Source organism: Amycolatopsis sp. NPDC004378 (assembly GCF_053602455.1).
Genome location: NZ_JBSGDR010000020.1, coordinates 86,872 through 107,971 on the forward strand (window position 1 = coordinate 86,872; position 21,100 = coordinate 107,971).

At 73.6% G+C, this 21,100-nt stretch carries 22 protein-coding genes; 9 read left to right on the top strand and 13 right to left on the bottom strand.

Going from position 1 to position 21,100, the window contains the following annotated elements:
* Positions 1-49 precede the first annotated feature (49 nt).
* Positions 50-346, top strand: coding sequence for a DUF1540 domain-containing protein (locus tag ACWEN0_RS39265; protein WP_086673666.1), 297 nt, complete (start codon positions 50-52; stop codon positions 344-346).
* Here the strand turns inward: ACWEN0_RS39265 and ACWEN0_RS39270 are convergent.
* Positions 336-671: a hypothetical protein gene (locus ACWEN0_RS39270; protein WP_451985188.1), complete on the bottom strand. Its 336-nt coding sequence runs from the start codon at positions 669-671 to the stop codon at positions 336-338. The two genes, ACWEN0_RS39265 and ACWEN0_RS39270, sit on opposite strands and share 11 nt — an antisense overlap.
* Positions 672-688: 17 nt before the next feature.
* Positions 689-1,291 carry an SRPBCC family protein gene (locus ACWEN0_RS39275; protein ID WP_451985190.1) on the bottom strand — a complete coding sequence of 201 codons (603 nt, stop codon included), beginning with the start codon at positions 1,289-1,291 and terminating at the stop codon, positions 689-691.
* Positions 1,292-1,405: 114 nt separating this feature from the next.
* Here ACWEN0_RS39275 and ACWEN0_RS39280 point away from each other — a divergent pair, with 114 nt between their 5' ends.
* The gene (locus ACWEN0_RS39280) at positions 1,406-2,035 is read left to right on the top strand and encodes a TetR/AcrR family transcriptional regulator (protein WP_451985192.1); all 630 of its coding nucleotides are present in this window, start codon (positions 1,406-1,408) and stop codon (positions 2,033-2,035) included.
* Positions 2,036-2,042: 7 nt separating this feature from the next.
* On the opposite strand, the gene ACWEN0_RS39285 is transcribed toward ACWEN0_RS39280, so the two are convergent.
* Positions 2,043-2,507 carry a hypothetical protein gene (locus ACWEN0_RS39285; RefSeq protein ID WP_451985194.1) on the bottom strand — a complete coding sequence of 155 codons (465 nt, stop codon included), beginning with the start codon at positions 2,505-2,507 and terminating at the stop codon, positions 2,043-2,045.
* Positions 2,508-2,543: 36 nt separating this feature from the next.
* Positions 2,544-2,861: a hypothetical protein gene (locus ACWEN0_RS39290; RefSeq protein ID WP_451985196.1), complete on the bottom strand. Its 318-nt coding sequence runs from the start codon at positions 2,859-2,861 to the stop codon at positions 2,544-2,546.
* Between the two features lie 160 nt (positions 2,862-3,021).
* Between ACWEN0_RS39290 and ACWEN0_RS39295 the strand changes: the two genes are divergently transcribed.
* A complete protein-coding gene (locus ACWEN0_RS39295) occupies positions 3,022-3,600 on the top strand; it encodes a hypothetical protein (RefSeq protein ID WP_451985198.1) in 579 nt (192 codons plus the stop codon).
* Here ACWEN0_RS39295 and ACWEN0_RS39300 read toward each other — a convergent pair.
* Positions 3,587-5,608, bottom strand: a complete 2,022-nt coding sequence (locus ACWEN0_RS39300) for an MGH1-like glycoside hydrolase domain-containing protein (protein WP_451985200.1) — start codon at positions 5,606-5,608, stop codon at positions 3,587-3,589. The genes ACWEN0_RS39295 and ACWEN0_RS39300 overlap by 14 nt on opposite strands.
* Before the next feature lie 331 nt (positions 5,609-5,939).
* Between ACWEN0_RS39300 and ACWEN0_RS39305 the strand changes: the two genes are divergently transcribed.
* Positions 5,940-6,305: a hypothetical protein gene (locus tag ACWEN0_RS39305; protein ID WP_451985202.1), complete on the top strand. Its 366-nt coding sequence runs from the start codon at positions 5,940-5,942 to the stop codon at positions 6,303-6,305.
* 334 nt (positions 6,306-6,639) lie between these two features.
* Here ACWEN0_RS39305 and ACWEN0_RS39310 read toward each other — a convergent pair whose 3' ends face one another.
* Entirely contained in the window at positions 6,640-7,065 is a 426-nt protein-coding gene (locus ACWEN0_RS39310) for a pyridoxamine 5'-phosphate oxidase family protein (RefSeq protein ID WP_451985204.1), read from the bottom strand.
* A 35-nt stretch (positions 7,066-7,100) separates the two neighbouring features.
* Complete coding sequence (locus ACWEN0_RS39315) at positions 7,101-8,057, bottom strand: 4,5-dihydroxyphthalate decarboxylase (protein ID WP_451985206.1); 957 nt, start codon at positions 8,055-8,057, stop codon at positions 7,101-7,103.
* Between the two features lie 81 nt (positions 8,058-8,138).
* On the opposite strand from ACWEN0_RS39315, the gene ACWEN0_RS39320 reads away from it, so the two are divergent.
* Together ACWEN0_RS39320 and ACWEN0_RS39325 are read left to right on the top strand one after the other, a co-directional pair.
* Positions 8,139-8,993 carry a LysR family transcriptional regulator gene (locus ACWEN0_RS39320; RefSeq protein ID WP_451985208.1) on the top strand — a complete coding sequence of 285 codons (855 nt, stop codon included), beginning with the start codon at positions 8,139-8,141 and terminating at the stop codon, positions 8,991-8,993.
* A gap of 64 nt (positions 8,994-9,057) precedes the next feature.
* Complete coding sequence (locus ACWEN0_RS39325; protein ID WP_451985210.1) at positions 9,058-9,600, top strand: DUF6328 family protein; 543 nt, start codon at positions 9,058-9,060, stop codon at positions 9,598-9,600.
* On the opposite strand, the gene ACWEN0_RS39330 is transcribed toward ACWEN0_RS39325, so the two are convergent.
* Entirely contained in the window at positions 9,597-12,407 is a 2,811-nt protein-coding gene (locus tag ACWEN0_RS39330; protein WP_451985212.1) for a helix-turn-helix transcriptional regulator, read from the bottom strand. The genes ACWEN0_RS39325 and ACWEN0_RS39330 overlap by 4 nt on opposite strands.
* 311 nt (positions 12,408-12,718) lie before the next feature.
* On the opposite strand from ACWEN0_RS39330, the gene ACWEN0_RS39335 reads away from it, so the two are divergent.
* Positions 12,719-12,871: a hypothetical protein gene (locus ACWEN0_RS39335; RefSeq protein ID WP_451985214.1), complete on the top strand. Its 153-nt coding sequence runs from the start codon at positions 12,719-12,721 to the stop codon at positions 12,869-12,871.
* 63 nt (positions 12,872-12,934) lie between these two features.
* On the opposite strand, the gene ACWEN0_RS39340 is transcribed toward ACWEN0_RS39335, so the two are convergent.
* From ACWEN0_RS39340 to ACWEN0_RS39350, 3 genes are read right to left on the bottom strand one after another with little or no spacing between them, the layout of a single operon-like run.
* Positions 12,935-13,948 (bottom strand): alcohol dehydrogenase catalytic domain-containing protein, encoded by a 1,014-nt coding sequence (locus ACWEN0_RS39340; RefSeq protein ID WP_451985216.1) that lies wholly within the window; start codon positions 13,946-13,948, stop codon positions 12,935-12,937.
* Positions 13,948-15,309, bottom strand: coding sequence for a dihydrolipoyl dehydrogenase family protein (locus ACWEN0_RS39345; RefSeq protein ID WP_451985218.1), 1,362 nt, complete (start codon positions 15,307-15,309; stop codon positions 13,948-13,950). The genes ACWEN0_RS39340 and ACWEN0_RS39345 overlap by 1 nt, the downstream gene beginning before the upstream one ends.
* Positions 15,310-15,326: 17 nt before the next feature.
* Entirely contained in the window at positions 15,327-15,899 is a 573-nt protein-coding gene (locus tag ACWEN0_RS39350; RefSeq protein ID WP_451985220.1) for a VOC family protein, read from the bottom strand.
* 124 nt (positions 15,900-16,023) lie between these two features.
* Between ACWEN0_RS39350 and ACWEN0_RS39355 the strand changes: the two genes are divergently transcribed.
* Positions 16,024-18,762: an AAA family ATPase gene (locus ACWEN0_RS39355; RefSeq protein WP_451985222.1), complete on the top strand. Its 2,739-nt coding sequence runs from the start codon at positions 16,024-16,026 to the stop codon at positions 18,760-18,762.
* 37 nt (positions 18,763-18,799) lie between these two features.
* On the opposite strand, the gene ACWEN0_RS39360 is transcribed toward ACWEN0_RS39355, so the two are convergent.
* Positions 18,800-18,931, bottom strand: coding sequence for a hypothetical protein (locus ACWEN0_RS39360; protein WP_451985224.1), 132 nt, complete (start codon positions 18,929-18,931; stop codon positions 18,800-18,802).
* Positions 18,932-19,031: 100 nt separating this feature from the next.
* Here ACWEN0_RS39360 and ACWEN0_RS39365 point away from each other — a divergent pair, with 100 nt between their 5' ends.
* Positions 19,032-19,628, top strand: a complete 597-nt coding sequence (locus tag ACWEN0_RS39365) for a hypothetical protein (RefSeq protein ID WP_451985225.1) — start codon at positions 19,032-19,034, stop codon at positions 19,626-19,628.
* Between the two features lie 37 nt (positions 19,629-19,665).
* On the opposite strand, the gene ACWEN0_RS39370 is transcribed toward ACWEN0_RS39365, so the two are convergent.
* On the bottom strand, positions 19,666-21,096 hold the full coding sequence (locus ACWEN0_RS39370; RefSeq protein WP_451985227.1) for an aldehyde dehydrogenase family protein: 1,431 nt from the start codon (positions 21,094-21,096) through the stop codon (positions 19,666-19,668).
* Positions 21,097-21,100 lie beyond the last annotated feature (4 nt).

A 21,100-nucleotide genomic window follows, 5' to 3' on the forward strand; every position in this document is an offset into this window, starting at 1 on the left:
AGCGTCGGTTCACCGAACTGTTTTCCCACCACGGAGACCGGAGCCGAGCATGACCACCACCGAAATGCCCGCCGTCCACGAATGCACCGTCAGCGGCTGTTCCTACAACCACGACGGCTGCCACGCGTTCGCCATCACCGTCGGTGGCGACAACGGGTCCGCCGACTGCGGCACCTTCGTCCCGCTGAACACCAAGGGCGGCCTGGACCGCGTCGTGGCCCAGGTGGGCGCGTGCTCCCGCGCCGACTGCCGGCACAACTCCTCGCTGGAGTGCACCGCTTCGAGCGTCCGGGTCGGCCCGGGCGAGGGCGGCCACTCCGCGAACTGCCTCACCTTCACGAAGTAGCGCGCGGCGCGGTGTCGACCGGCCGTCGCCGCAGCCCGGCGGCGGCCGCGACACCTGCCACGACCACGGCTCCGGTGGCGACGGGGCCCAGGAACTTCGACAGGCTCGGCGCGGTGCTCGGCCCGATGAGCCAAGCCGCCAGCGGGACGGCGTAGGCCGCCGCCATCAGGCCGCTCCACCAGCGCGTGGCCCGCGACCCGGCGGTGCAGGCCAGCACGATCGCGACCGGGATCCCGGCGAGCAGGGCGAACTGACCGGCGACCATGACCGGGAACGCCCACGCGGCACCGAGAACGCTCTTCGACGGGCGAGTGGTGACACTCATCTTCTTCTCCTTTGAGTTCAGCAGGGCGTTTCAGCGGCGGTCTTGAGGTCGGCGAGCCACTGGTCGAGGCCCGGCGCGAGGTACTTGATCGCCGTGGCCGGGTCGGCTTCGACCTGGGCGCCCGTCCAGCTCTCTTCGGTGCGGACGACGACGCCGCCGCGGGCCGGCGTGAACGTCCAGACGTGCACGCCCCGGTCGATGCGCAGGCCGTCGCCGATGGCCGGGCCCGACCAGCGGATGCAGTGACCCGGCTGGACCTGCTGGACCGTGGACGTGATGACGAGCGTGGTGGCGGGGGAGGAAGGCGTCGCCGGGGCGGGCGTCGTCCAGCGAAACCGCGCACCCGGGTGCAGGGGGCCGGGATCCAGCCGCTTCGCGCTGGTGACGGCGGACTGCCAGGCCGGCCACCCTTCGACGCCGGTCTGCACCTTCCAGACGGTGTCCGGCGACGCCTTGACGAACGTTTCCGTCCGGTAGTGCAGCCGGGCGGCGGGGTCGATGCCCTGACCCCGGCAGGTCAGCGGGCCCGTGGCGGCGTCCGCCGGTGCGGCGGCGAAGAGGGCCGCGGCGGCCAGCGGGACGGCGAGCGCGGCGGACCGCAGCCGGGTGGTGTCGAACATAGGCTTCTCCTCGGGCTTGTTAGTTCATCTCGCGATAGTTAGAAGCTATAACCGACAGTCTCTTAGTGTCAATAAGGAAAGTGATAGCCTCTAACTCGCCGGAAGGAGACACCCATGACGGACGCGGGGCCGAGCTCGCGGGAGCGCTACCGGGCCCAGGTCCGGGCGGAGATCAAGCAGCACGCGTGGGCGCAGATCGCCGCGGCGGGCGTGCCGGCCCTGTCCCTCAACGCGATCGCCAAGCAGCTCGGCATGAGCGGCCCGGCGCTGTACCGCTACTTCGCGAGCCGCGACGAGCTGGTCACGGCGTTGATCCGCGACGCCTACCGCAGCCTCGCCGACACCGTCCGCGAGGCCCACGACGGCGGCGCGGACCTGGCCGGGCTCGCGCACGTCATCCGGGACTGGGCCCGCAGCGACCCCCAGCGCTACTTCCTGATCTACGGCACGCCCGTCCCGGGGTACCACGCGCCCGACGACACGACCGCGATCTCGGCGGAGGTCATGGCCGTGCTCATCGAGGCCTGTGACGCGCTGCCGGGAAAGGCGACGCCGTTCGACGCGCACCTCGAGAACCACCGCGCGTGGGCCGGTGACCACCCGGCGCCGACCGCGGTGCTGCACCGCGCGCTGTCGTTCTGGACGCGCCTGCACGGCGTGCTCTCGCTCGAGCTGGCGGGCCAGTTCGCCGGGATGAGCTTCGACACCGATCTGCTGATCGACGAAGAGGTCGCCGCGATCTGAGGGGCGGTCAGCGGGCGAAGCAGCTCAGCGGCGGGAGCGTCGCCGATGCGGGGTCCGACAGCTCGACGAGCCACACGAGCAGGTGGGTCATGGCCCCGATGACGTCTTCGGGCCGCCCCCGCGTGGCCAGGCCGATGTGGATGTCACGACTCTCCTCGTCCCGGCAGAGGGTTGCGAGGAGCGCGCGCAGGGCAGCGAGGGGGCCGGGCGGGAGCCGGTCCACTTCGACCTGCTGGGCCTGGTCGTCCTCGATGACGACGGTGAAGACCGCGCCGGCGTCGGCCGGGTGCCGGGCGCGGACCTCGGCCGCGCACCGGTCGACGAGCTCGCCGACGACCCCGGCGGGCAGGTCCGTCGAGCCGACGCGGCCGAGCAGGTCGATCGCGTCGGCGACGTCGTCGTAACGGCCGTTCACCGCGGCTTCGACGAGCTCGGTGGCGAACTGCCGGACCGCGTCTCCGTTCTCCGTCATCGGGTCGAGGTACCCGGCAGGAGCGCGCCTAACCGGTCAGCCCGGTTCCGGCAGGGCGAAGAGGACGTGCTGGTGCGGATCGTCCGGTTCGCCGCCGAGGCGCAGGCACTTGCGGCAGCTGACCGGATCGTGGGTCGGCGTGATCTCGCCGGCGGCGCCCAGCCCGGACCACCCCTGGTGACAGGCGGGGGCGGGCAGCGTCAGGTCGTCGAGCCAGGGCACCCACGTGACCCGGTGGGCGATGCCGGACCGGCCGATGTGCAGCCGCATCCCGGTGAAGAGGCGGTGCTGAGCGTCGGCGAACCGCGCGGGATCGACGCGCGTCACCGGGAACAACGGGATCGGTTCGCTCACCCGTCCAGTATGCGGGGAACGGACCGCTGTGCGCGGTGGCCGGCCGGTCGGGGGGCGTGCCGCCCGGCCACCGCGGCACCCATCGAGAGTGGGGTCCGGCGCGCGCATGACGGCCGGGCCCTGAGTTCACCGATTCGGGTGACGCGGGGAGGATGGTCGGATGACGGACAAGCGAGACCGCGTGCTGGTCCGGCCCGGGTTCCGCGAACGGGTCGAGGATCTGGTGCGCGAAGAGTGGCCGGAACCGGTCGTCGCGCTGCGGCTCGCGGACGACGACCTCGGCTTCGCCGTCCCCGGCCGCCGGCGCGACGGCACCGTGCGCGGCCGGCGGCTGGTGCGGCGGTTCCTCTGGAACGTCGTGCGCGGCGTCGGTGGTGCGGCGTTCTTCCTCTTCGCCCTGGTCAACGGCGGTGTGGTGAACCCGTTCCAGCGCGAAGTCCGCGTCACCGGCCCGGCCGGCGCGATGGCGCTCGGCCTGCTCGACGCGCTGCGCCCGGCGCGGGGGCCGTGGCTGGTGTGCTCGACGTCGGGGGTCGCCGTGGTGGACAGCGGCCCGACCTACCTGGACCCGGCCGACGCGCCCGCGCCGAGGATCCTTTGGCATGCACGGGAACCGGACGCGCCGGAGGTCGCCTTCCGCAAGCGGACGCTGACCTGGCCCGACGGGTCGTGCTTCCGGTTTTCGCTGCACGGCCGCACCGAGGACCGGCACCTGCGGGAGTACCTCAGCCGCCTGTGACGGCAAGCCAGTCGAGGTTGACGCGGCCGGTGTCGCCCGGGCCGTACGACAGGGTGACCACCGGGTCGCGGCCACCGAGCGGGACGTCGGTGAAGGTCGTGGTGCCCCAGGCGTCCCAGCTGTCGGAGACCTTCGGGAAGCTCACCTGCCGCACGGCGTGGCCGTCGACGGACAGCGTCATCGTGCGGGTGTCGCCGGTGGCGTTGGCGTACCGCGCGGTGATCGCGGCCTGCGCCGTGCCGGACGTCGTGCGGTGCACCGTGAACGCCGACGCGGCGCCCTCGGCCCAGAGCCCGTCGAGGAACGCCCGGCCGGAGTAGCCGGTGTGGTTGTCGTTCGTCTTGACCCCGCCGGTGTTGAGCGCGTCCTCGGCTTCGAGGTGGGCGGGGGACGGGCAGCCGTCGACGGTGCCCGCCGTGTCGGCGCACCGGTCGCGCGAGTCGGGCACCTGGTCGCCGTCGCGGTCGCCGTCGGCCGCGCCGGTGAGCGTGATCGCGATGGTGTGGTCGCCGGTCAGCGTGTCCGGGACGGCGTTGCCGGGCGCGGGCCGGCCGTCGACGGTGAACGAGCCGATCCGGGTGCCCGCGCCGTGCAGGGCGATCGTGAGGTTCGCGGCGCGGTAGCGGAGGTTCCGCAGGGTGACCTCACCCCAGCCCGCCGGGAGGTCGGGGGCGAAGGCGAGGCCGTGGTCGGTGAAGGTCAGCCCGAACAGGCCGCTGTGGACCATGTCGAGGAACGCCGTCGCCGACCACGTCTGGTCGGGCTGCGAGCCCCAGTGGAACTTCACGGTGTCGCCGAGCCGCTGCCAGCCGCCGTCGACGACGCCGGTGCCGCCGTTGTGGATCTCCCAGAACCCGCTGTTGTTGCCGGCCAGCTTGGCCAGGCGGGCCGTTTCGGCGGCGAAGCCGGCCTGGTCGCCTTGCTGCGCCAGGGCTTTCGCCCACAGCCCCTGCACCAGCGGCCAGACGATCGCGTTGTGGCGGCCGGGTTGCGCGTCCGAGTAGCGGTCCCAGTTCGGGTAGGTGTCGGGCATGCCCCACGTCAGCTCGCGGGCGTGGGCGAGGATCGACCGGGCCTGGGCCGGGTTCGCGATGCCGAAGACCACGGCGAAGGCCAGCCCGGCGCCTTCCTGGTAGGCACCGGTGGTGCCGTCGGCCAGCAGCTGGTAGTCGTACAGGCCGGTCTTCGGGTTCCAGAAGCGCTTGGTGATCGCGGCTTTCAGCGCGTTCGCCTTGGTGCGGTAGCCGGCGATCTCCGCGGCGGGGCGGCCGAGCTTCTCGGCCATGTCGGCGGCGCTGACATAGGCGGCGTAGTACACCTCGTTGGTGCTCAGGTACATCCCGCTCGCGACGCCCGGCCACGGCATGCTGCCGGTGCTGACCGACTCGGTGGCGTCGGCGGGCGGCGCGGGGTAGCCGGCGATGCCGTCGTTGAAGAAGGAGGCGCCGGTGAACAGGCCGTACTTGGCGTTGAAGCCGGCGGTGGTGGCGTGTTCGCGGATGGCCAGGGTGTCGGCGGTCGTCCGGTAGGCGTTGCCGAGGAAGTCCCGGTCGCCGGTGACCAGGTAGTGGTGCCACGCGGCGGTCGCCCAGACGACCTGGTCCCACTGCTGGTCGTCCTGCTGGACGCGCAGCGCCCCGGCGGCGTCCTTGTCGACGACCGCCCAGAGCGTGTTCTCGGCCAGGGCGGGGGAGAGGAGGCTGGTGGCGTTCCAGCTGTTGATCGACGCGTCCCGCGTCCACGGCTGGTCGTACCCGCCGCCGGCGCGGACGACGCCGACGGACGGGTCGAGCAGCCCGCTCTTGTCGTACTTCGCGTCGTAGCCGATGGTGTTGGTGCGCAAGAGGTTCCGCAGCGCGGCGTCGTAGGCGGTGCCGAACAGCGCTTGGCTGCCGGGGTTCGCGAACTCCAGCGACGGCGTCGCGGCCGAGGCCGCGGGTGCCGCGGCGCCGAGCGTGCCGGCCGCGACGGTGAGGGAAACGAGGACCGAGCCGAACCGCTGCCGCATGGTGCGCACCCCTTCCCGGCGCCCGCCTCGAACGGCGACCAGTGCACCACAGGATGGGTGGCTTTCCCCGCCCGCGGGCGAATCCTGTCCATTTCTGTCCGTTGCCCGGCTTCGGCGGTCCGGGTGGCGGGTTGATCACCCAGTGCGACGTCTCTCGTGTGGTGCGGCGTGGGTCACCGTCGTCGAAATCGGGCTTCCCGCGCTGCGTCGACCTGCGGGTTTCCGGATCGGGTGGGTGCTTTGCCCGAATTGCGGGGCGCCGCCACTTGGCCCCGCCCGGCTGCGGGTTGCATACTGCGACCATGGCGCGAGGGAAAGCGGAGACCGCGCGGTGAGTCCCCGGGAGGGGCCGTCCCGCCCGAAGTTCGGCCGGATCGATCCGTACTGCCTGATGGCGGTGCTGCCGGTGCTGCTGGTGGCCGGGATCATCGGGTCGCTCGTCAACGTGATGCTGGGTGTGGCCTGCGCGGTGTTCGCGGGCTTGATCGTGCTGTTCGACTCGTGGGTCAACCGCCCCGCCCGCCGCCCCCCGGCACCCGAGCCGGCGGAGGAGCGCCCGGCCCGAGCCCCGCGCCCCCAGACGCGCCCAGCCCCGGCGGCGGCCCGCGCCCCGGTGCGCCGCACGGGTCCACCACCGCCCCGGCCCCAGCAGCCGCGCCCGGTACGCCAAGCCCCGCGAGGCGCGCCGTACCGCTGAGCCCGGCCGCGGGGTCAGCCGTGTGCGGTGAGGCTGAGCCCATCGCGAGGGTTGCCGGGTTGTGCTGTGTGGCTGAGCCCATCGCGAGGGTTGCCGGGGTGCGCAGCAGCGCCGAGTCATCGTGGGGTTGCTGCGGCGTGCCGTACCGCTGAGCCCGTCGCGGATTGCCGGGCTGCCCTGTGTGGCTGAGCCCGTCGGGGGTTGCTGTTGTGCAACAGCCGAGCCATCGCGGGGCCGCGCGGTACCGCCGAGCCCGTCGCCGGTTGCCGTTCGCACTGTACGACTCGGCCCGGCGCGAGGTGGCGGTCAGTCCGAAGTGGACATCACCGGCCCATCACGACGGGCCCATGTCCAGCGACAGCCAGTGCTCCGGCCGCATGAACACCGCGATGTGCTCGCCGATCTGCGTGCGCTCGAACTCCAGGTACTCCGCCACCTTCTCCGCCGGCAGGTAGCGGGCCGCCAGCTCGTGGGCCAGCTCCGGGGTGTCCGGCTCCGTTCGGGTCACCGGGCCCTCCACCGTCACGTACCTGACCGTCGGCTCGACCCGCTGCGCCATCAGGGTGAACCGGCCCGTCGCGTCGATCGCGCGCATCTTGCGGGAGCTCGGCAGGGTGCGCAGCCACAGCTCGCCGCCCGGGGTGTACTGGTACCACAGGGGAACCGTCAGCGGGGCGCGGTCGGGCCGCTCGACCACCGACAACGCCCCGACGTGCGGTTCCGCCAGGAATGTCTCGCGTTCCTCCACCGAAAGTGCCATGCGCCCGACGCTACCCGCCACCACCGACAAAACGATCACGTGTCCAGGAGCGCGAAGACCTCCTCGACCGGCCACAGCCGCGAGGAGAGGCCCTGCTCGAAGTGGTAACGCAGGTACGTCTCCAGCGCCGGGCGGTTGGCCGAAATCCCGTACGGCCACCACTCCGGGCCGAACTGTGCGGAGTTGCGCTCCACCAGGGCGTTCATCCACGGGACCATCGTCGGCACCTGGTAGAGCCGGCGGTCGCGCCGGTAGCGGTCCGCGGCCGACGTCGCCGCCTCCGAGAACAGCCGGTAGACCTCCGGGGCCCGGTCCAGGAGCTCTCGCCGGATGACGATCGCGTGCATCATCGGGAAGATCCCCGTCCGCCGGTGGTAGTCGCGCTCCACCCGTTCGTGGTCCGGGAACAGGCGCGTGACGTCCGGGGAGCCGTCGAGCACGCACTGCGGGACGTTCGCCGAGAACAACGCGTCGATTTCGCCCGCGGCCAGCAGATCGCCGAGCGTCCGGTCCGTGGTGGTCACGGACACGTCGGCGGGGTGCGGGTGCGGGGTGAAGGCGAACGGGGGCGCCGGGTGCTCGAGCCCGCCGATCACCCACCGGTTCCGCGCCGGCTCGAAGCCGTGCTCGTCCGCCAGGATGCCCTTGGCCCACACGCCGGAGTCCTGGCCGTACGTGCCGAACTCGCCGATGGTCCGGTCCACGAGATCACCCGGTCCGGTGATCCCCGAACCCCGGTGGACGAACACGCACGAGTGCCGGAACACCCGGTTGGGGAAGATCGGCAGCGCGACGTACGGCAGGCCCGATTCCAGCAGCCGCAAGTAGAACGTCAGGCCGAGCTCGGCGACGTCGAACTCCTCGCCCCGGACCGCTCGCTCGAAGATCTCCGGCAGCGTGCCCGCGGTCTTCACGGCGACGTCGGCCGTCACCGTCCCGTCGAACAGCGCCCGCGTCGTGTCGTACTGGTAGCACCCGATCGTGAGAGTCATACCCCCGATCGTTCGCCCGGGCGGCCCCCGGCGTCCAAGTCCGGCTCGGACCACCCGATACCGCGAAGGTATCGTGGCGCCGTGGATCTGCGTTCGCTGCGGTACTTCGTCGCGGTCGCCGACGAACGGCACGTCGGCCGGGCCGCGAGCCGCCTGCACATGACGCAGCCGCCGCTCAGCCGGGCGATCCGGCAGCTCGAGGACGAGCTCGGCGCGACCCTCTTCGAGCGCACGTCCAAGGGCGTCGCCCTGACCCCGGCCGGCACCGCCCTGTACGGCGAAGCGGACGCGTTGCTGAAGCAGGCCGACCGGATCCGCGGCCGGGTGACCGCCGCGGCGGGCGCGGCGACCCTGACCGTCGGCACCCTGGCCGACGCCGCCGAGCACGTCGGCGGCCGGCTGGTCCCGTTGTTCCGGGAACGCCACCCGCACGTGGACGTCCGCGTGCACGAAGCCGACCTCGGCGACCCGACGGCCGGCCTGCGCGCCGGGCTCGTCGATGTCGCCCTCACGCGAACTCCCTTCGACACCAAGGGAATCGGCACGCAGGTGCTGCGCTCGGTGCCGGTCGGCGTGGTGGTCCGGGACGACGACGCTCTCGCCGGTCGCGACTGCGCGTCATCGGCCGACCTGGCCGGCCGCCGGTGGGTGCGGCTGCCCGACGGGACCGATCCTCTGTGGACGGCCTACTGGACCGGCGGCCCGCCCGGCGCCGCGGCGCCGGTGCTGCGGACGGTCCAGGAGTGCCTGCAAGCGGTGGTGTGGAACGGAACCGCGGCGCTCGCCCCGGTCGACCAGCCGCTGCCGGCCGGCCTGGTCGTCGTCCCGCTGGCCGACCGGCCGCCGAGCGACCTCGTCGTGGCGTGGCCGAAGACCGGCCGCAGCCCGCTGGTCCGCGGCTTCGTCCAGGTGGCCTGGTCCGGTTACCGCGAGTAGCGGTGGTTCCGAGATCCGTCGGCCGACCGATGTCTCCGCCCGCCGCGGCGCGCATCGTCGGAGCATGAAGGTGAACGAGATCGACACGACCGCTTTCGGCCGGCCGCTGCCGCTGGACGACCACGACGAGTGGAATTTCGCGGTGCGCCGCGAGACACCCACCCAACGGCTGGACCGCAACTACGCGGAGATACTGCAGGAAGTACGGGTGGCGCAGACCGGCGTGCAGCTGCTGCTCGCGTTCCTGCTGACCGTCGCCTTCACCCCGCGGTTCGCGACGCTTTCGGAGTTCGAACGGCGCGTCTACGTCGGCGCGCTCGTGCTGGGCGCGGCGTCGACCGCGCTGCTGATCGCGCCGGCGGCCTTCCACCGGCTGGTCTTCCGGCGCCGGCTCAAGCGGGAGCTGGTGCTCGCGTCCAGCCGGTTCGCGCTCTTCGGGCTGGCACTGCTGATGCTTTCGATCAGCGCCGCGCTGCTGCTGATCCTCAGCGTCACGCTGGGCGCGGCGGTCGCGACGTGGATCACCGCCGGGACGACGGGGTGGTTCGTGCTGTGCTGGTACGTCGTGCCGCTGTGGAGCCGGCTGCAGGGTTCGCGGCGCCCTTAGCCCGACGCCGAGTTGTTGGCCGCCTCGCGGGCGATGTCGATGCGCGAGTGCACGCCCAACTTGGTCAGGATGTGCGAGACGTGCGTGCCGACGGTGCGCGGCGACAGGTACAGCCGGGCCGCGATCTGGGGGTTCGACAGGCCCGCGACCACGAGCCCGGCGATCTTGCCCTCGGTCGGGGTCAGGCTGTCCCAGCCGTGCGTGGCCTGACGGTGCTTCACCGTCGGGCCGCGCCGGATCCCGAACGCGCGGAAGCGGGCGCGCAGCCGGGCGACGTCCCACTGCGCGTCCAGGGCCGTGTAGCAGTCGAGGGCCCGGGTGAACGCCGCCCGCGCCGAACCGCGGTCGTCCGCTTCGGCGAAGGCGACCGCGGCGGCTTCCAAAGCCTTGGCCCGGGGGAGCGGACGGCCCGCGTCGCGGTAGCCGTCGGCCGCGCGCAGCAGCGTCGCCCCGTCCCGCGAAACGAGGCCGTCGCAGTAGAGGGCCAGCGCGTTCCGGTGCGGCACCGAGGATCCCGCGGTGATCGCCCGGACGCGGGACACGAGCCGGGCCGCCGTCGCCGTGTCACCGAGTTTCATCGCCAGGCGGACGGCGTCGCCGAGGAGGGCTTCGCCTTCGTCCTCCCCGGTCAGCCGCGCGGTCAGGGCGGCGAGGGCCCGCGCCGGGGCGCCGGCCTGCTCGGCGGCGAGGCTGCGGGCCTGCGCCAGCGGCTCCACGACGAGATCGCCGATCCGTTTCGTCACCGGCGCCGCGACGGCCAGGTGCTCCCGCGCCGCGGCGGCGTCGCCGCGGTGGAGGTGGATGATCGCGGCGACCCCGTGGTCGCAGCACACCACGCTGGGATCCTTGAGGTCGTCCGGGACGACGTCGACCTCGGCCAGCGCGTCGTCCCACCGGCCGGCGCCCAGCAGCAGCTGGCCCAGCGCGCTCTGGGTCTGGATCAGGCGCACCACGCTGCCGGTGCGGTCGGCCAGCTCGCGCGCCCGCTCGGCGGCGGCCAGCGCCTCCGGGTAGCGGTCGAGCGCGCCGAGGGTGACCGCCTGGTTGATCCGCAGCAGCAGGCTGAGGTCGATGAGGGTGGGATCGCCGTGCGCCACGGAGATCGCGCGCTCGAACACCCGCAGCGCCTCGGCCCATTCCCCCCGCATCATCGCGACCAGGCTCAGCACGTGCAGGGCCCACCCGACGGCCCAGCGGTCGTCGATCCGGGTCGCCTCGGCCAGCGCCTCGGTGCCGGCGCGGCCGGCGAGCTCGACCTGGCCGAGGTTGCGGTGCATCCGCGCGGCGAGCACCTGCAGGCGGGCCCGGTGCCGGGCCTCGACACCGGGCATGGTCATGGCCCGGTTGAGCGCTTTCAGGGATTCCGCGCAGTGCCCGGTCATCCGGTGGCACTGGGTCAGCGTCATGTGCAGGTCGACGAGCAGGTCGGGGTCCGTGACGCGCTTCAGCGCGCGGCCGGCCATCCGCTCGGCGTCGGCCACGTCGCCCACCCGGTAGAGGGCTTCGGCGAGCCGGCAGGACAGCACCCCGGTGGCGTCCGAACCGCGCACGGCGCGCCGCAGGATCGCGACGGCGACCGCGGGTGCCAGGCCGATCAGGGGCGGGGCGGCGTCGGCCAGCCAGCCCGGAACCCAGGCGGGGACGGGGTCGCGGCCGTCTTCGGGGGTCATGGCGGGGAGCAGCTGCCGCGCCACCCGCTCGACGGGCGCGCCGGCCTTGGCCAGTGCCTGCGCGGCGGAGCCGTGCCACGCGACGCGCACCGCGGCCGGCATGTCCTCGTACAACGCCGTGCGGATCAGCGGGTGGCGGAACGCCAGGCCGTCGCCGGCGTCGGCCAGCACCCCGGCAGCCCGCGCTTCGTCGAGAGCCGGCAGCACGCCGGCCAGCCCGGACCCCACGACGGTCGTCAGGTCGCCGACCGAGAAGACCACGCCGAGCAGGGCCGCGGCCCGCAGGACCTCGCGCACGGGCTCCGGCAGGAAGCCGAGCCGGTCCGCGATCGCCTCGGCGAGCGACACGGGCGTGGGGCCGCCGGTCAGTTCCGCGATGCCCGCCTCGTCGACGGCCAGCCGCGAGCTCCGGGCCAGCGCGTCGACCAGTTCCGTGAGGTACAGCGGGTTCCCGGCCGCGCCGTCGGCCAGCTCCGCCAGCTGCCCGCCCGGCTTGCCGCCCGCCAGCGCCGCCACCAGCTCGAGCACCGCGGGCGCGCCGAGCCTGCCCATCCGCAGCCGTTCGGTCCGGTCGACGGTCCGGCGCAGCGCGCGGAGGTCGTCGCGGCGCGGCACCGGGCGCATCACGCCCACGAGCAGCAAAGGAAGCTGACGGACCGCGCGCGCGAGCCGGCTCCACACCGTCACCGTCGTCTGGTCGGCCCACTGCAGCTCGTCGACGACGAGCACGGCCGGCCCGGCGAGGCAGAGCTCCTCGACGAGGGCGAGCACCTGCTCGGCGGCCGCGGCGGCGAGGTCGATGGCCGAGTCGGCGGCGGTTTCGCCGCGCAGCAGCCCGGCGATGGCGCCGCGGCGCGGGTCCGGCGCGGAGGTCGTGATGCGCAGGGCGTCCAGCAGCGGGAGCAGGGGCAGGGCCTGGCCGAGCTCGTCGCCGGCGCCCCAGTACACCTGGCACCCCGCGTCGGCCGCGATCGCGCAGCCGGCCCGGACCAGCGCGGACTTGCCGATGCCCGGTTCGCCGTCGACCAGCACCGCGCGCCCGCGGCCGCCGGCCACGTCACGGACCCAGTCGGCCAGCCGGGACAGCTCGCCGTCCCGGCCGACCAGCAGCTCAGCACCGTCCGTGAGCGGTCGCACACAATGATAATAGAAGTAAAACTCTTGTTGAACAAGAGATGTACGGCGAACGACTGTTCAGCGGTGCGGTCACCGACGCTTCCCGTGGGGGAAACATCGATTTGGGGCGCTGTTCGGACAAATTTCACCCGAGCGATTCCGCCACCGGCAGTTCGACGCTCATTAACCTGATATTGGCCGCCGGTTGTCCCGGTTCTGTCATCGTCCCCAAGCCCGAAAAGTCAGTCACGTACGATTGACCACCCGGAGGAATGATGCGGGTTCGTCGAACGGCCGCCGTCGGTGCCGCGGTCGTTTTGAACATTTTCGCGATGGGTATCCTCAGCGCTTCCGAGGCGAGCGCCACCGGTGGTGTCAGCACCGCGCCGGCGACGGTCAGCCCCGCTGAGATGGGCTACAACAGCGTGACCCTCAGTGAGATGGGGTACAACGCGGTGTCCATGGACGAAATGGGCTACAACTGAGTCGTTTCGACGAAACGGCCGCAGCGGGAACGATTCCCGGCTGCGGCCGTTTCGCGTGGTGAATCATTCCCGGGCGTCGAGGACCACGCGGAACCGCGCCTCCCCGGACATCATTCGTTCATACGCCTTCGGCGCTTCCGACAGGGGCATGACCTCGTTCCGGCTGCGGATCCCGCGGTCGTGCGCCAGCCGGAGGCTGTCCTCGTTCTCGATCGACGAACCCGTCAGAGCACCGACCACCGAGCGCGTGCCGAAGATCAATTCCGGCGTGCGGATCTCCAGCGGATCCGGGGCGGCGCCGACGACGAACAGCCGTCCGCGGTCGGCGAGCCCGGACACGAGCGGTGACATCGACGCGCCGCTGGCCGCCGTCGCGACGATCGCCGCCGCGCCGCCGAGGCGCGCGAGCGCCGCGCCCGGGTCGCCCGCCGTGCTGTCGACGTACTCGTCCGCGCCGAGTTCCGCGGCCAGCCGGGCCTTTCCGGCGCCGCGGGCGATCGCCGCGACGCGGTAGCCGAGCGTCTTGGCGTACTGGATCCCGAGGTGGCCGAGGCCGCCGATGCCCTGGATCGCGACCAGCGAGCCGGGCCGGGCGCCGGCGGTCAGCAGCGCGCGGTACACCGTGAGCCCCGCGCACAGCAGCGGTGCCACGTCCAGGGACTGCGCGCCGTCCGGGATGCGGACCAGGCCGGTGGCGCGGGCGTACGCCACCTCGGCGTAGCCGCCGTCGGTCGTCGTCCCGGTCCACGGCTGGTCGGCGCAGTTGACGAAGTCGCCGCGGCGGCAGGCCTCGCACTGGCCGCAGTGGCCGTTGAGGTAGCCGACGCCCACGCGGTCACCGGCCGCCCAGGCCGTCACGCCGGGGCCCACCGCCTCGACCACGCCGACGATTTCGTGGCCGGGCACGACCGGCACCGACGGGTCGGCACGCAGCCCTTCGACCGCGAGGGTGTCGCTGTGGCAGACACCGCAGGCTTCGACGCGCAGCCGGACCTCGCCCGGCAGCGGGTCGCGGACTTCGCGCTCGACCAAGGCGAACTGCCGCGTCCCGGTCACTTCGAACGCACGGTAGGACATCACTGGGCTCCCAACGGGTTGACCTGGCGGTCGAGATCGCGCAGGACGTGGAGGAACGCTTCGGAGAAGGTCGGGAACGGCTGGACGACGTCCAGCAGCACGGCCAGCGGCACGCGGGCGCGGATCGCCAGCGTCGCCTGCTGGAGCCACTCGCCGGCTTCGGGGCCGACGGCGTAGGCGCCGGTGAGCCGCAGGCCGTCGGAGAAGACGGTCAGGAAACCGGGTCGCGTGTCGTAGGCGCGGGTGTAGGTCGACGTCCGCGGTACCCCGGAAAGCTGCACGGTGGCGGTGAAAGCGCCTTCGGCGGCACCGACGGCCGCGGCCTGCGGGTCGGTGAAGACCACGCGGGGGACCGCCTCGTAGTGCACCTTCGCGGGCCGGCCGAGGATGTTCGAAGCCACCACCCGGCCCTGGTACTCGCCCGCGTGCGTCAGGTTCCACTGCCCGGTGACGTCGCCGACGGCCCACAGGCCGTCGCCGGCCGCCATCCGGTCGTCGACCGGGATCCCGTGCGGGTTCGCCTCGACGCCGACGGTTTCGAGCCCGATGCCGTCGACGCGCGGCCGCCGCCCGGTCGCGACGAGCAGCCGGTCGGCACGCAGCCGCGTGCCGTCGGGGAAGCCGAGCACGTACTCGCCGTCTTCGAGTGCCGCCGCGCTCGCGTGCTGCCCGAGGTGCAGCGCGACGCCGTCGGCGCGCAACGCCTCTCCGACGGCCTCGCCGAGTGCCCGGGGCTCGCGCGGGAGCACCCGGTCGGCGCCGTCGACGAGTGCCACGTCCGCGCCGAGCCGCGTGAACGCCTGGGCCAGCTCGACGCCGGTCGGCCCGGCCCCGAGGACCAGGAGCCGGCGCGGGACCTCGGTGGCGGCGGTGGCTTCGCGGTTCGTCCACAGGCCGGGCAGCTCGCGCAGGCCGGGCACGGGCGGGACGACGGGCGCGGAGCCGGTCGCGACGACGACGTGGCCGGCGGTGTACTCCGACCCGCCGACGGCGACGGTGTGCGGGCCGGCGAGCCTGCCTTCGCCGCGCAGGACTTCGATGCCCGCGCCGTCGGCCCACGCCTGCTGGCCCTTGTCGTCGTACGACGAGACCATGAAGTCCCGCCAGGCGAGCGCCGCGGCGGCGTTCACCTGCCCGGTCACCGCTTCGGCGGCACCGGGGACGGTGCGGGCCGCGGCCACGGCTTCACCCGGCCGCAGCAGGGTCTTGGACGGGATGCACGCCCAGTAGGAGCATTCGCCGCCGAGCAGCTCCCGTTCCACGACGGCGACCCGGAGGCCGCCCGCGGCGATCGCGGCCGCGGTGTGTTCACCGGGTGCGCCGCCGCCGAGGACGACGGCGTCGAAATCGCGTCGAGCCATGACTTCCTTCTTCCGGTTCAGGCGTCCTGGTGCGCGGCCATGTACTGGGCGTACCAGGTGGGCCATTCCTCGTCGTACTGCCCGGTTTCCTGCTCGTGCTCGCCGTGCGCGGCCGCGGCCGCGCGCAGGCCCTGCTCCAGCTTCGCGGTGGACTCGTACGTCACGCCGGTGACGCGTCCGGGCAGCCGCACGGTGATCTCCTGCAGCAGCCAGGTGTTCCCGTCGGGGTCGCTGAACGACGCGAACGAGGAGTAGGTGCCGCGGCCGGGATGCACGCCCGGGGCGAACGCGCCGGTCTCGTCGCGGTGGAACACCTCGCTCACCTCGGCGCCGTGGGCGGCGAGCTCGGCGCGCGCCGCTTCGATGTCGTCGACGACGAGGTAGGTGCCGCGGACCGAGCCGGGGGCGGCGTCGGTGATGCCGGTGCCGAAGTGCACGGACGCCGGCGACCCCGGCGGGGTCAGCTGCACGATCCGCGAGCCGCCGAAGACGATGTCGGCGTCTTCGCGCCAGCCGAGTGCCTTGTAGAAGTGCTTGGTCCGGTCGACGTCGGTGACGGGCAGGACCACGACTTCGAGCTTCATGTCCATGGTGCCAACTCCTTCGTGGGTGGGTGGCGGGTTCGCCGCTCGCCCTCACCCTCGTCCTTCGCCGGGCGCGTTCGCACCAGTGAGACACCCTGGTCGTGCCCCGGGGCCCGGTAGTGTCCCGGGCATGGCGGGCAAGGGGTACCGGCTGCTCGGCCGGGAGGGCGAACGCGCGGTGCTCGACCGGCTGCTCGCCGACGCCCGGACGGGGGAGGGCCGGGTGCTCGTCCTGCGCGGCGAGGCCGGCATCGGCAAGACCGCGCTGCTGGACCACTTCGAGGCGCGGGCGTCCGGTTACCGGGTCGCGCGGGCGATCGGCGTCGAGTCGGAGCGCGAGCTGCCCTACTCCGGGCTGCAGCAGCTGTGCGCGCCGTTCCTCGACCGGCTCGGGCACCTCCCGCCGCCGCAGCGCACCGCCGTCGGCACGGCGTTCGGCCTGACCGCGGGCGAGCCGCCGGACCGGTTCCTGGTCGGGCTCGCCGTGCTGACCCTGCTGGCCCAGGTGGCCGAGGAGGAACCGCTGGCGTGCGTCGTCGACGACGCGCAGTGGCTCGACCGCGTCTCCGCGCAGACCCTCGCGTTCGTCGGGCGGCGGCTGCTGGCCGAGCGGATCGCGCTGCTGATCGCGGTGCGCGAGCCCGCCGACGAGCTCGACCTGGCCGGGCTGCCGGACCTGCCCGTCCACGGGCTGGGCGACACCGCGGCCCGCGCGCTGCTCGACTCCGTGATCAAGGGCCCGGTCGACCCGCGCGTGCGGGACCGGATCGTCGCCGAAACCCACGGAAACCCGCTGGCCCTGGTCGAACTGCCGCGGTTCTGGACCGCCGCCGAGCTGGCCGACGGGTTCGCGCAGCCCGGCGTCCTCCCGCTGGCCGGCCGGATCGAGCAGTGCTTCCGCCAGCAGGCGGACCCGCTGCCCGCCGACACCCGGCAGCTGCTGCTGACCGCGGCCGCGGAACCGCTCGGGGACGCCACGCTGCTCTGGCGCGCGGCCGGCGAGCTCGGTCTGGGCGCGGACCCGGCGGCCGCGGCCGAGGCGACCGGGCTGATCGAGTTCGGCGCGCGGATCCGGTTCCGGCACCCGCTCGTGCGCTCGGCCGTCTACCGCTCCGCCACGGCCGCCGAGCGGCAGGAGGTGCACCGCGTGCTGGCCGACGTCACGGACGCGGCCCTCGACCCGGACCGCCGCGCGTGGCACCGCGCCCAGGCCACCGTGACCCCCGACGAAGCCGTCGCGGCGGAGCTCGAGCGTTCGGCGGGCCGGGCGCAGGCCCGCGGTGGGCTGGTCGCGGCCGCCGCGTTCCTCGAGCACGCCGCCACGCTCACACCCGACCCGGCGCGACGCGCTCGCCGTGAACTGGCGGCGGCGCGGGCGAAACGCGGCTCGGGCGCGCTCGAAGCAGCGCTCGGGCTGGTGGGTGTCGCGGAAAACGGGCCACCCGACCCCGTCCGCCGCGCGGAGGCGGAACGCCTGCGCGGTCAGGTCGCGTTCGACCAGCGCCGCGGGAGCGAGGCGACGCGGCTGCTGCTGCGGGCGGCCGGCCACCTCGCGCCGGTCGACGCCGAGCTGGCCCGCGAGACCTACCTGGAAGCGCTGGGCGCGGCCGTCTGGGCCGGGACCGGGCTCGCGGAAGCGGCCGAGGCGGCGTGCAGCGCACCGCCGGGCCGGGTGCCGCCGAGCGCCGTCGACCTCGTGCTGGACGGGCTCGCGACCCGGCTCACCGACGGCTACGAGGCCGCCGCACCGGTACTGCTGCGGGCCGTCGAGGCCGTTTCCGCCCTCGACGTCACGACCGAGGACGCCGCCCGCGTGCTGTGGCTGCTGGGCAACCGGGCGGGCGGCACGCTCGCGACCGAGATCCTCGACTTCGCCGCCGGGCACGCGTTGGCGGCGCGTCAGGTGCAGCTCGCGCGCGAGACCGGCGCGCTCGTCCAGCTGCAGTTCGCGCTCAACTTCCTCGCCAACCACGAGCTGGTGTCCGGCGACCTCGCCGCGGCGGAGGCGATGGTCGAGGAGGACCGCCTGCTCGCCGACGTGACCGGCGGCCGGTCGGTCGGGTACAGCGCGGTCCTGCTCGCGGCGATGCGGGGCCGCGAGGCGCCCGCGGCCGAGCTGATCGCCGCCACCGCGAAGGAAGCCGCCGCGCGGGGCCAGGAGCGGGTGGTGACGTTCGCCGACTACGCGAACTCGGTGCTGTACAACGGACTCGGCCGCCACGACGCGGCCAGGGACGCCGCTCGCCGCGTGTTCGAGCGTGACGCCGTCGGCCACCAGGGCCTCGCCACGGCCGAGCTGGCCGAAGCGGCGTCACGGACCGGCGACGCGGATCTCGTCGAGGCCGCGCTGCAGCGGTTCGCGGGCCGGGTGCGGGTGACGCCGAACGCGTGGACGCGGGGTCTCGACGCGCGATTGCGCGCGCTGGCGGGGATCGAGCCCGGCCGGCACCACCGCGAGTCGATCGAAGCGCTGACCGGGACACCGCTGCGGGTCGACCTCGCGCGGGGGCACCTGCTGTACGGGGAATGGCTGCGCCGCGAAGGCCACCGCGTCGACGCGCGGGAGCACCTGCGCACCGCACACGACATGCTGGCCGCGATGGGCCTCGAGGCGTTCGCCGACCGCGCCCGGCGAGAACTACTCGCCACCGGCGAGACCGCGCGCAAGCGCACCCCGGAACCGAGCGGCGAACTGACCCCGCAGGAGCTCCAGATCGCCCGGCTCGCCCGGGACGGCTTCTCCAACCCCGAAATCGGCACGCGCCTGTTCCTCAGCCCCCGCACGGTGGAATGGCACCTGCGCAAGATCTTCGGGAAGCTCGGGATCAGCTCACGCCGTCAATTGCGCGACACGGCGCTGGCGCGCTGAACCGGCCCCGGTGCGCCGGCGCACCGGGGCCCCGGGTTCACTGGCAGGCTTCGCAGTCCGGGTCGTCGATGCGGCACGCCGCGCCGTCGTCGAGCGGGAAGTCGAAGTCGTCGAGCACGGGCACCACCGGAGTGGTCGACGCTGCTTCCGGCGTGGTGGTGGCGGACATGGCCCTCCCTAGGGTTCGGAACGGTTCCTACCCTCTGTAGCGCCCGAGATCGCCCGGCATTCCGTGACGCGGAGCACACCCGGTGTGCTAGCTTCCCCGCATGCGCCTCGCCTGGGTCCGGACGCTCGCGATCTTCGTTTCCCTGCTCGTGTTTTCCCTGGTCGGCCCGCCCGCGAACGCGTCACCGGCGGGCGGGTGCGCGACCCCGTCGATCGACCGGTTGCAGCAGTGGCTCGCCAGTGGCGAGGGCACCACCGTCCCGGCCACCGGGAGCCTGCTCGTCCGCGAAGGACGGGGCTACGCGGCGAAGATCGACTTCCTGAACGCGGAGTGGCACGTCGCGGTCGTCTGGCTGGGCAACCGGTTCGAGGCGCAGGCGGACCTCGCGCGCTCAGCCGGCTTCCGGCTCACCTACCGCGCGACCGACGACCTGTACGTCCAGCTGCGCCCGGCGTCGCACTGGAGCGGCGGCGACAAGTGGCTCACCCGGGTGCCGTCGACGGGCGGGAAGCTCGTCACGAAGTTCTTCAGCTTCAAGCCGCGCGCCTGGACGTCGCTGCCGGAGCTGGGCACGCCGGCGTACTCCTTCGCCTCCGCACTGACCGAAGCCCGCGGCCTGGTCTTCGTCGGCAAGACCCCGAACCGGCTGGAATTCCGCGGCCTGCGCATCGACGGCTACCGGCCGCCCTGCCTCTGACGGGAACCACGCAGCAATCGCCGGGAACAGCGACCGCTCAGCGGTCGTGTCCCAGGTAGACGGTCTTCGACCACGTGTAGAAGTCGACCGCCGACGGCCCCTGCTCCCGGAACGTGTTGGACGACGAGTCCTTGACGCCGCCGAACGGCACGTTCAGGTCCAGGCCGGTCGTCGGCCGGTTGACCTTCACCACGCCCGCCTGCGCGTGCGCGGCGAAGTGGTGCGCCAGCGCCAGGTCGCGCGTGCACAGGCCGGCGGTCAGCCCGTACGGCGAGTCGTTGACCAGGGCGAGGCCTTCGTCGTAGCCGTCGGCCGGCAGCACGGCGAGGACCGGGCCGAACACCTCCTGCCGGGCGACGTCGTGGTCGTGGGCGACGTCGACCAGGACCGTCGGGGCGAGGAACGCGCCCTCGGCCGTCCCGCCGAAAGCCACGGACGCGCCCTGGGCCGTGGCGCGCTCGACCGCGGACAGGTCGGTCGCCAGCTGCTGGTCGCTCACCACCGGGCCCATGGTCGCCGCCTCGGCCAGGCCGTCGCCGGGGGAGAACCGGGACGCCTCCTTGACGAGCGCTTCGGTGAACTGCTCCCGGACCCGCGGCGTGCAGTAGACGCGGGAAGTCGCGGTGCAGGCCTGGCCGGTCAGGCCGAACGCGCCCGCGGCGACCACCCGGGCCGCGGCCAGCGGGTCGGCGTCGTCGAGGACCAGGTACGCGTTCTTCCCGCCCATCTCGAGCTGGACGCGGGCCCGGCGGGCCGAGACGACTTCGTGCAGCCGCAGCCCCACCCGCGTCGAGCCGGTGAAGGAGATCGTCCGCACCCGCTCGTCCGCGGCGAGAGCCGCGCCGAGCACGGATCCCTTGCCGTGCACGACGTTGAGCACGCCCGGCGGCAGCCCGGCTTCGGTCAGCGCGGCGGCGAGGTGCGTGGCCGACGCCGGGGTCAGCTCGGCGGGTTTGAGCACGACGGTGTTCCCGCTGACCAGTGCGGGCGCGAGCTTCCACGCCGGGATGGCGATGGGGAAGTTCCACGGCGTGATGAGCCCGGCGACGCCGACCGGCTCGGCGCGGGTGAAGACACTCGTGTCCGGTGTGCCGCTGGGGAAGACGTCGCCGCCGAGCCGCCAGCCGTGCGAACCGAAGTACCGCAGGACGTCGATGGCCCGCCGGACCTCGCCGCGGGCCTCGCCCAGGGTCTTGCCTTCTTCGCGGACGAGGTCGGCGGCGACGTCTTCGTGGCGTCGGCGCAGGAGGTCCGCGGCGTCGAGCAGGATCGCGCCGCGCGCCGGCGCCGGGGTCGCGGCCCAGGCGCGCCAGGCCGCCGAGGCGGCCGCGATCGCGTCCTCCACAGTGGACAGATCGCCGCTCGGGGCCCGCACGGCCACCTCGTCCGGCCGCGCCGGGTTGCGGCGCTCGGTCGTGGGCTCGCCGGTCCATGCTCCGTCGATCAGGTGCCGGACGGTCGTGGTCATGACG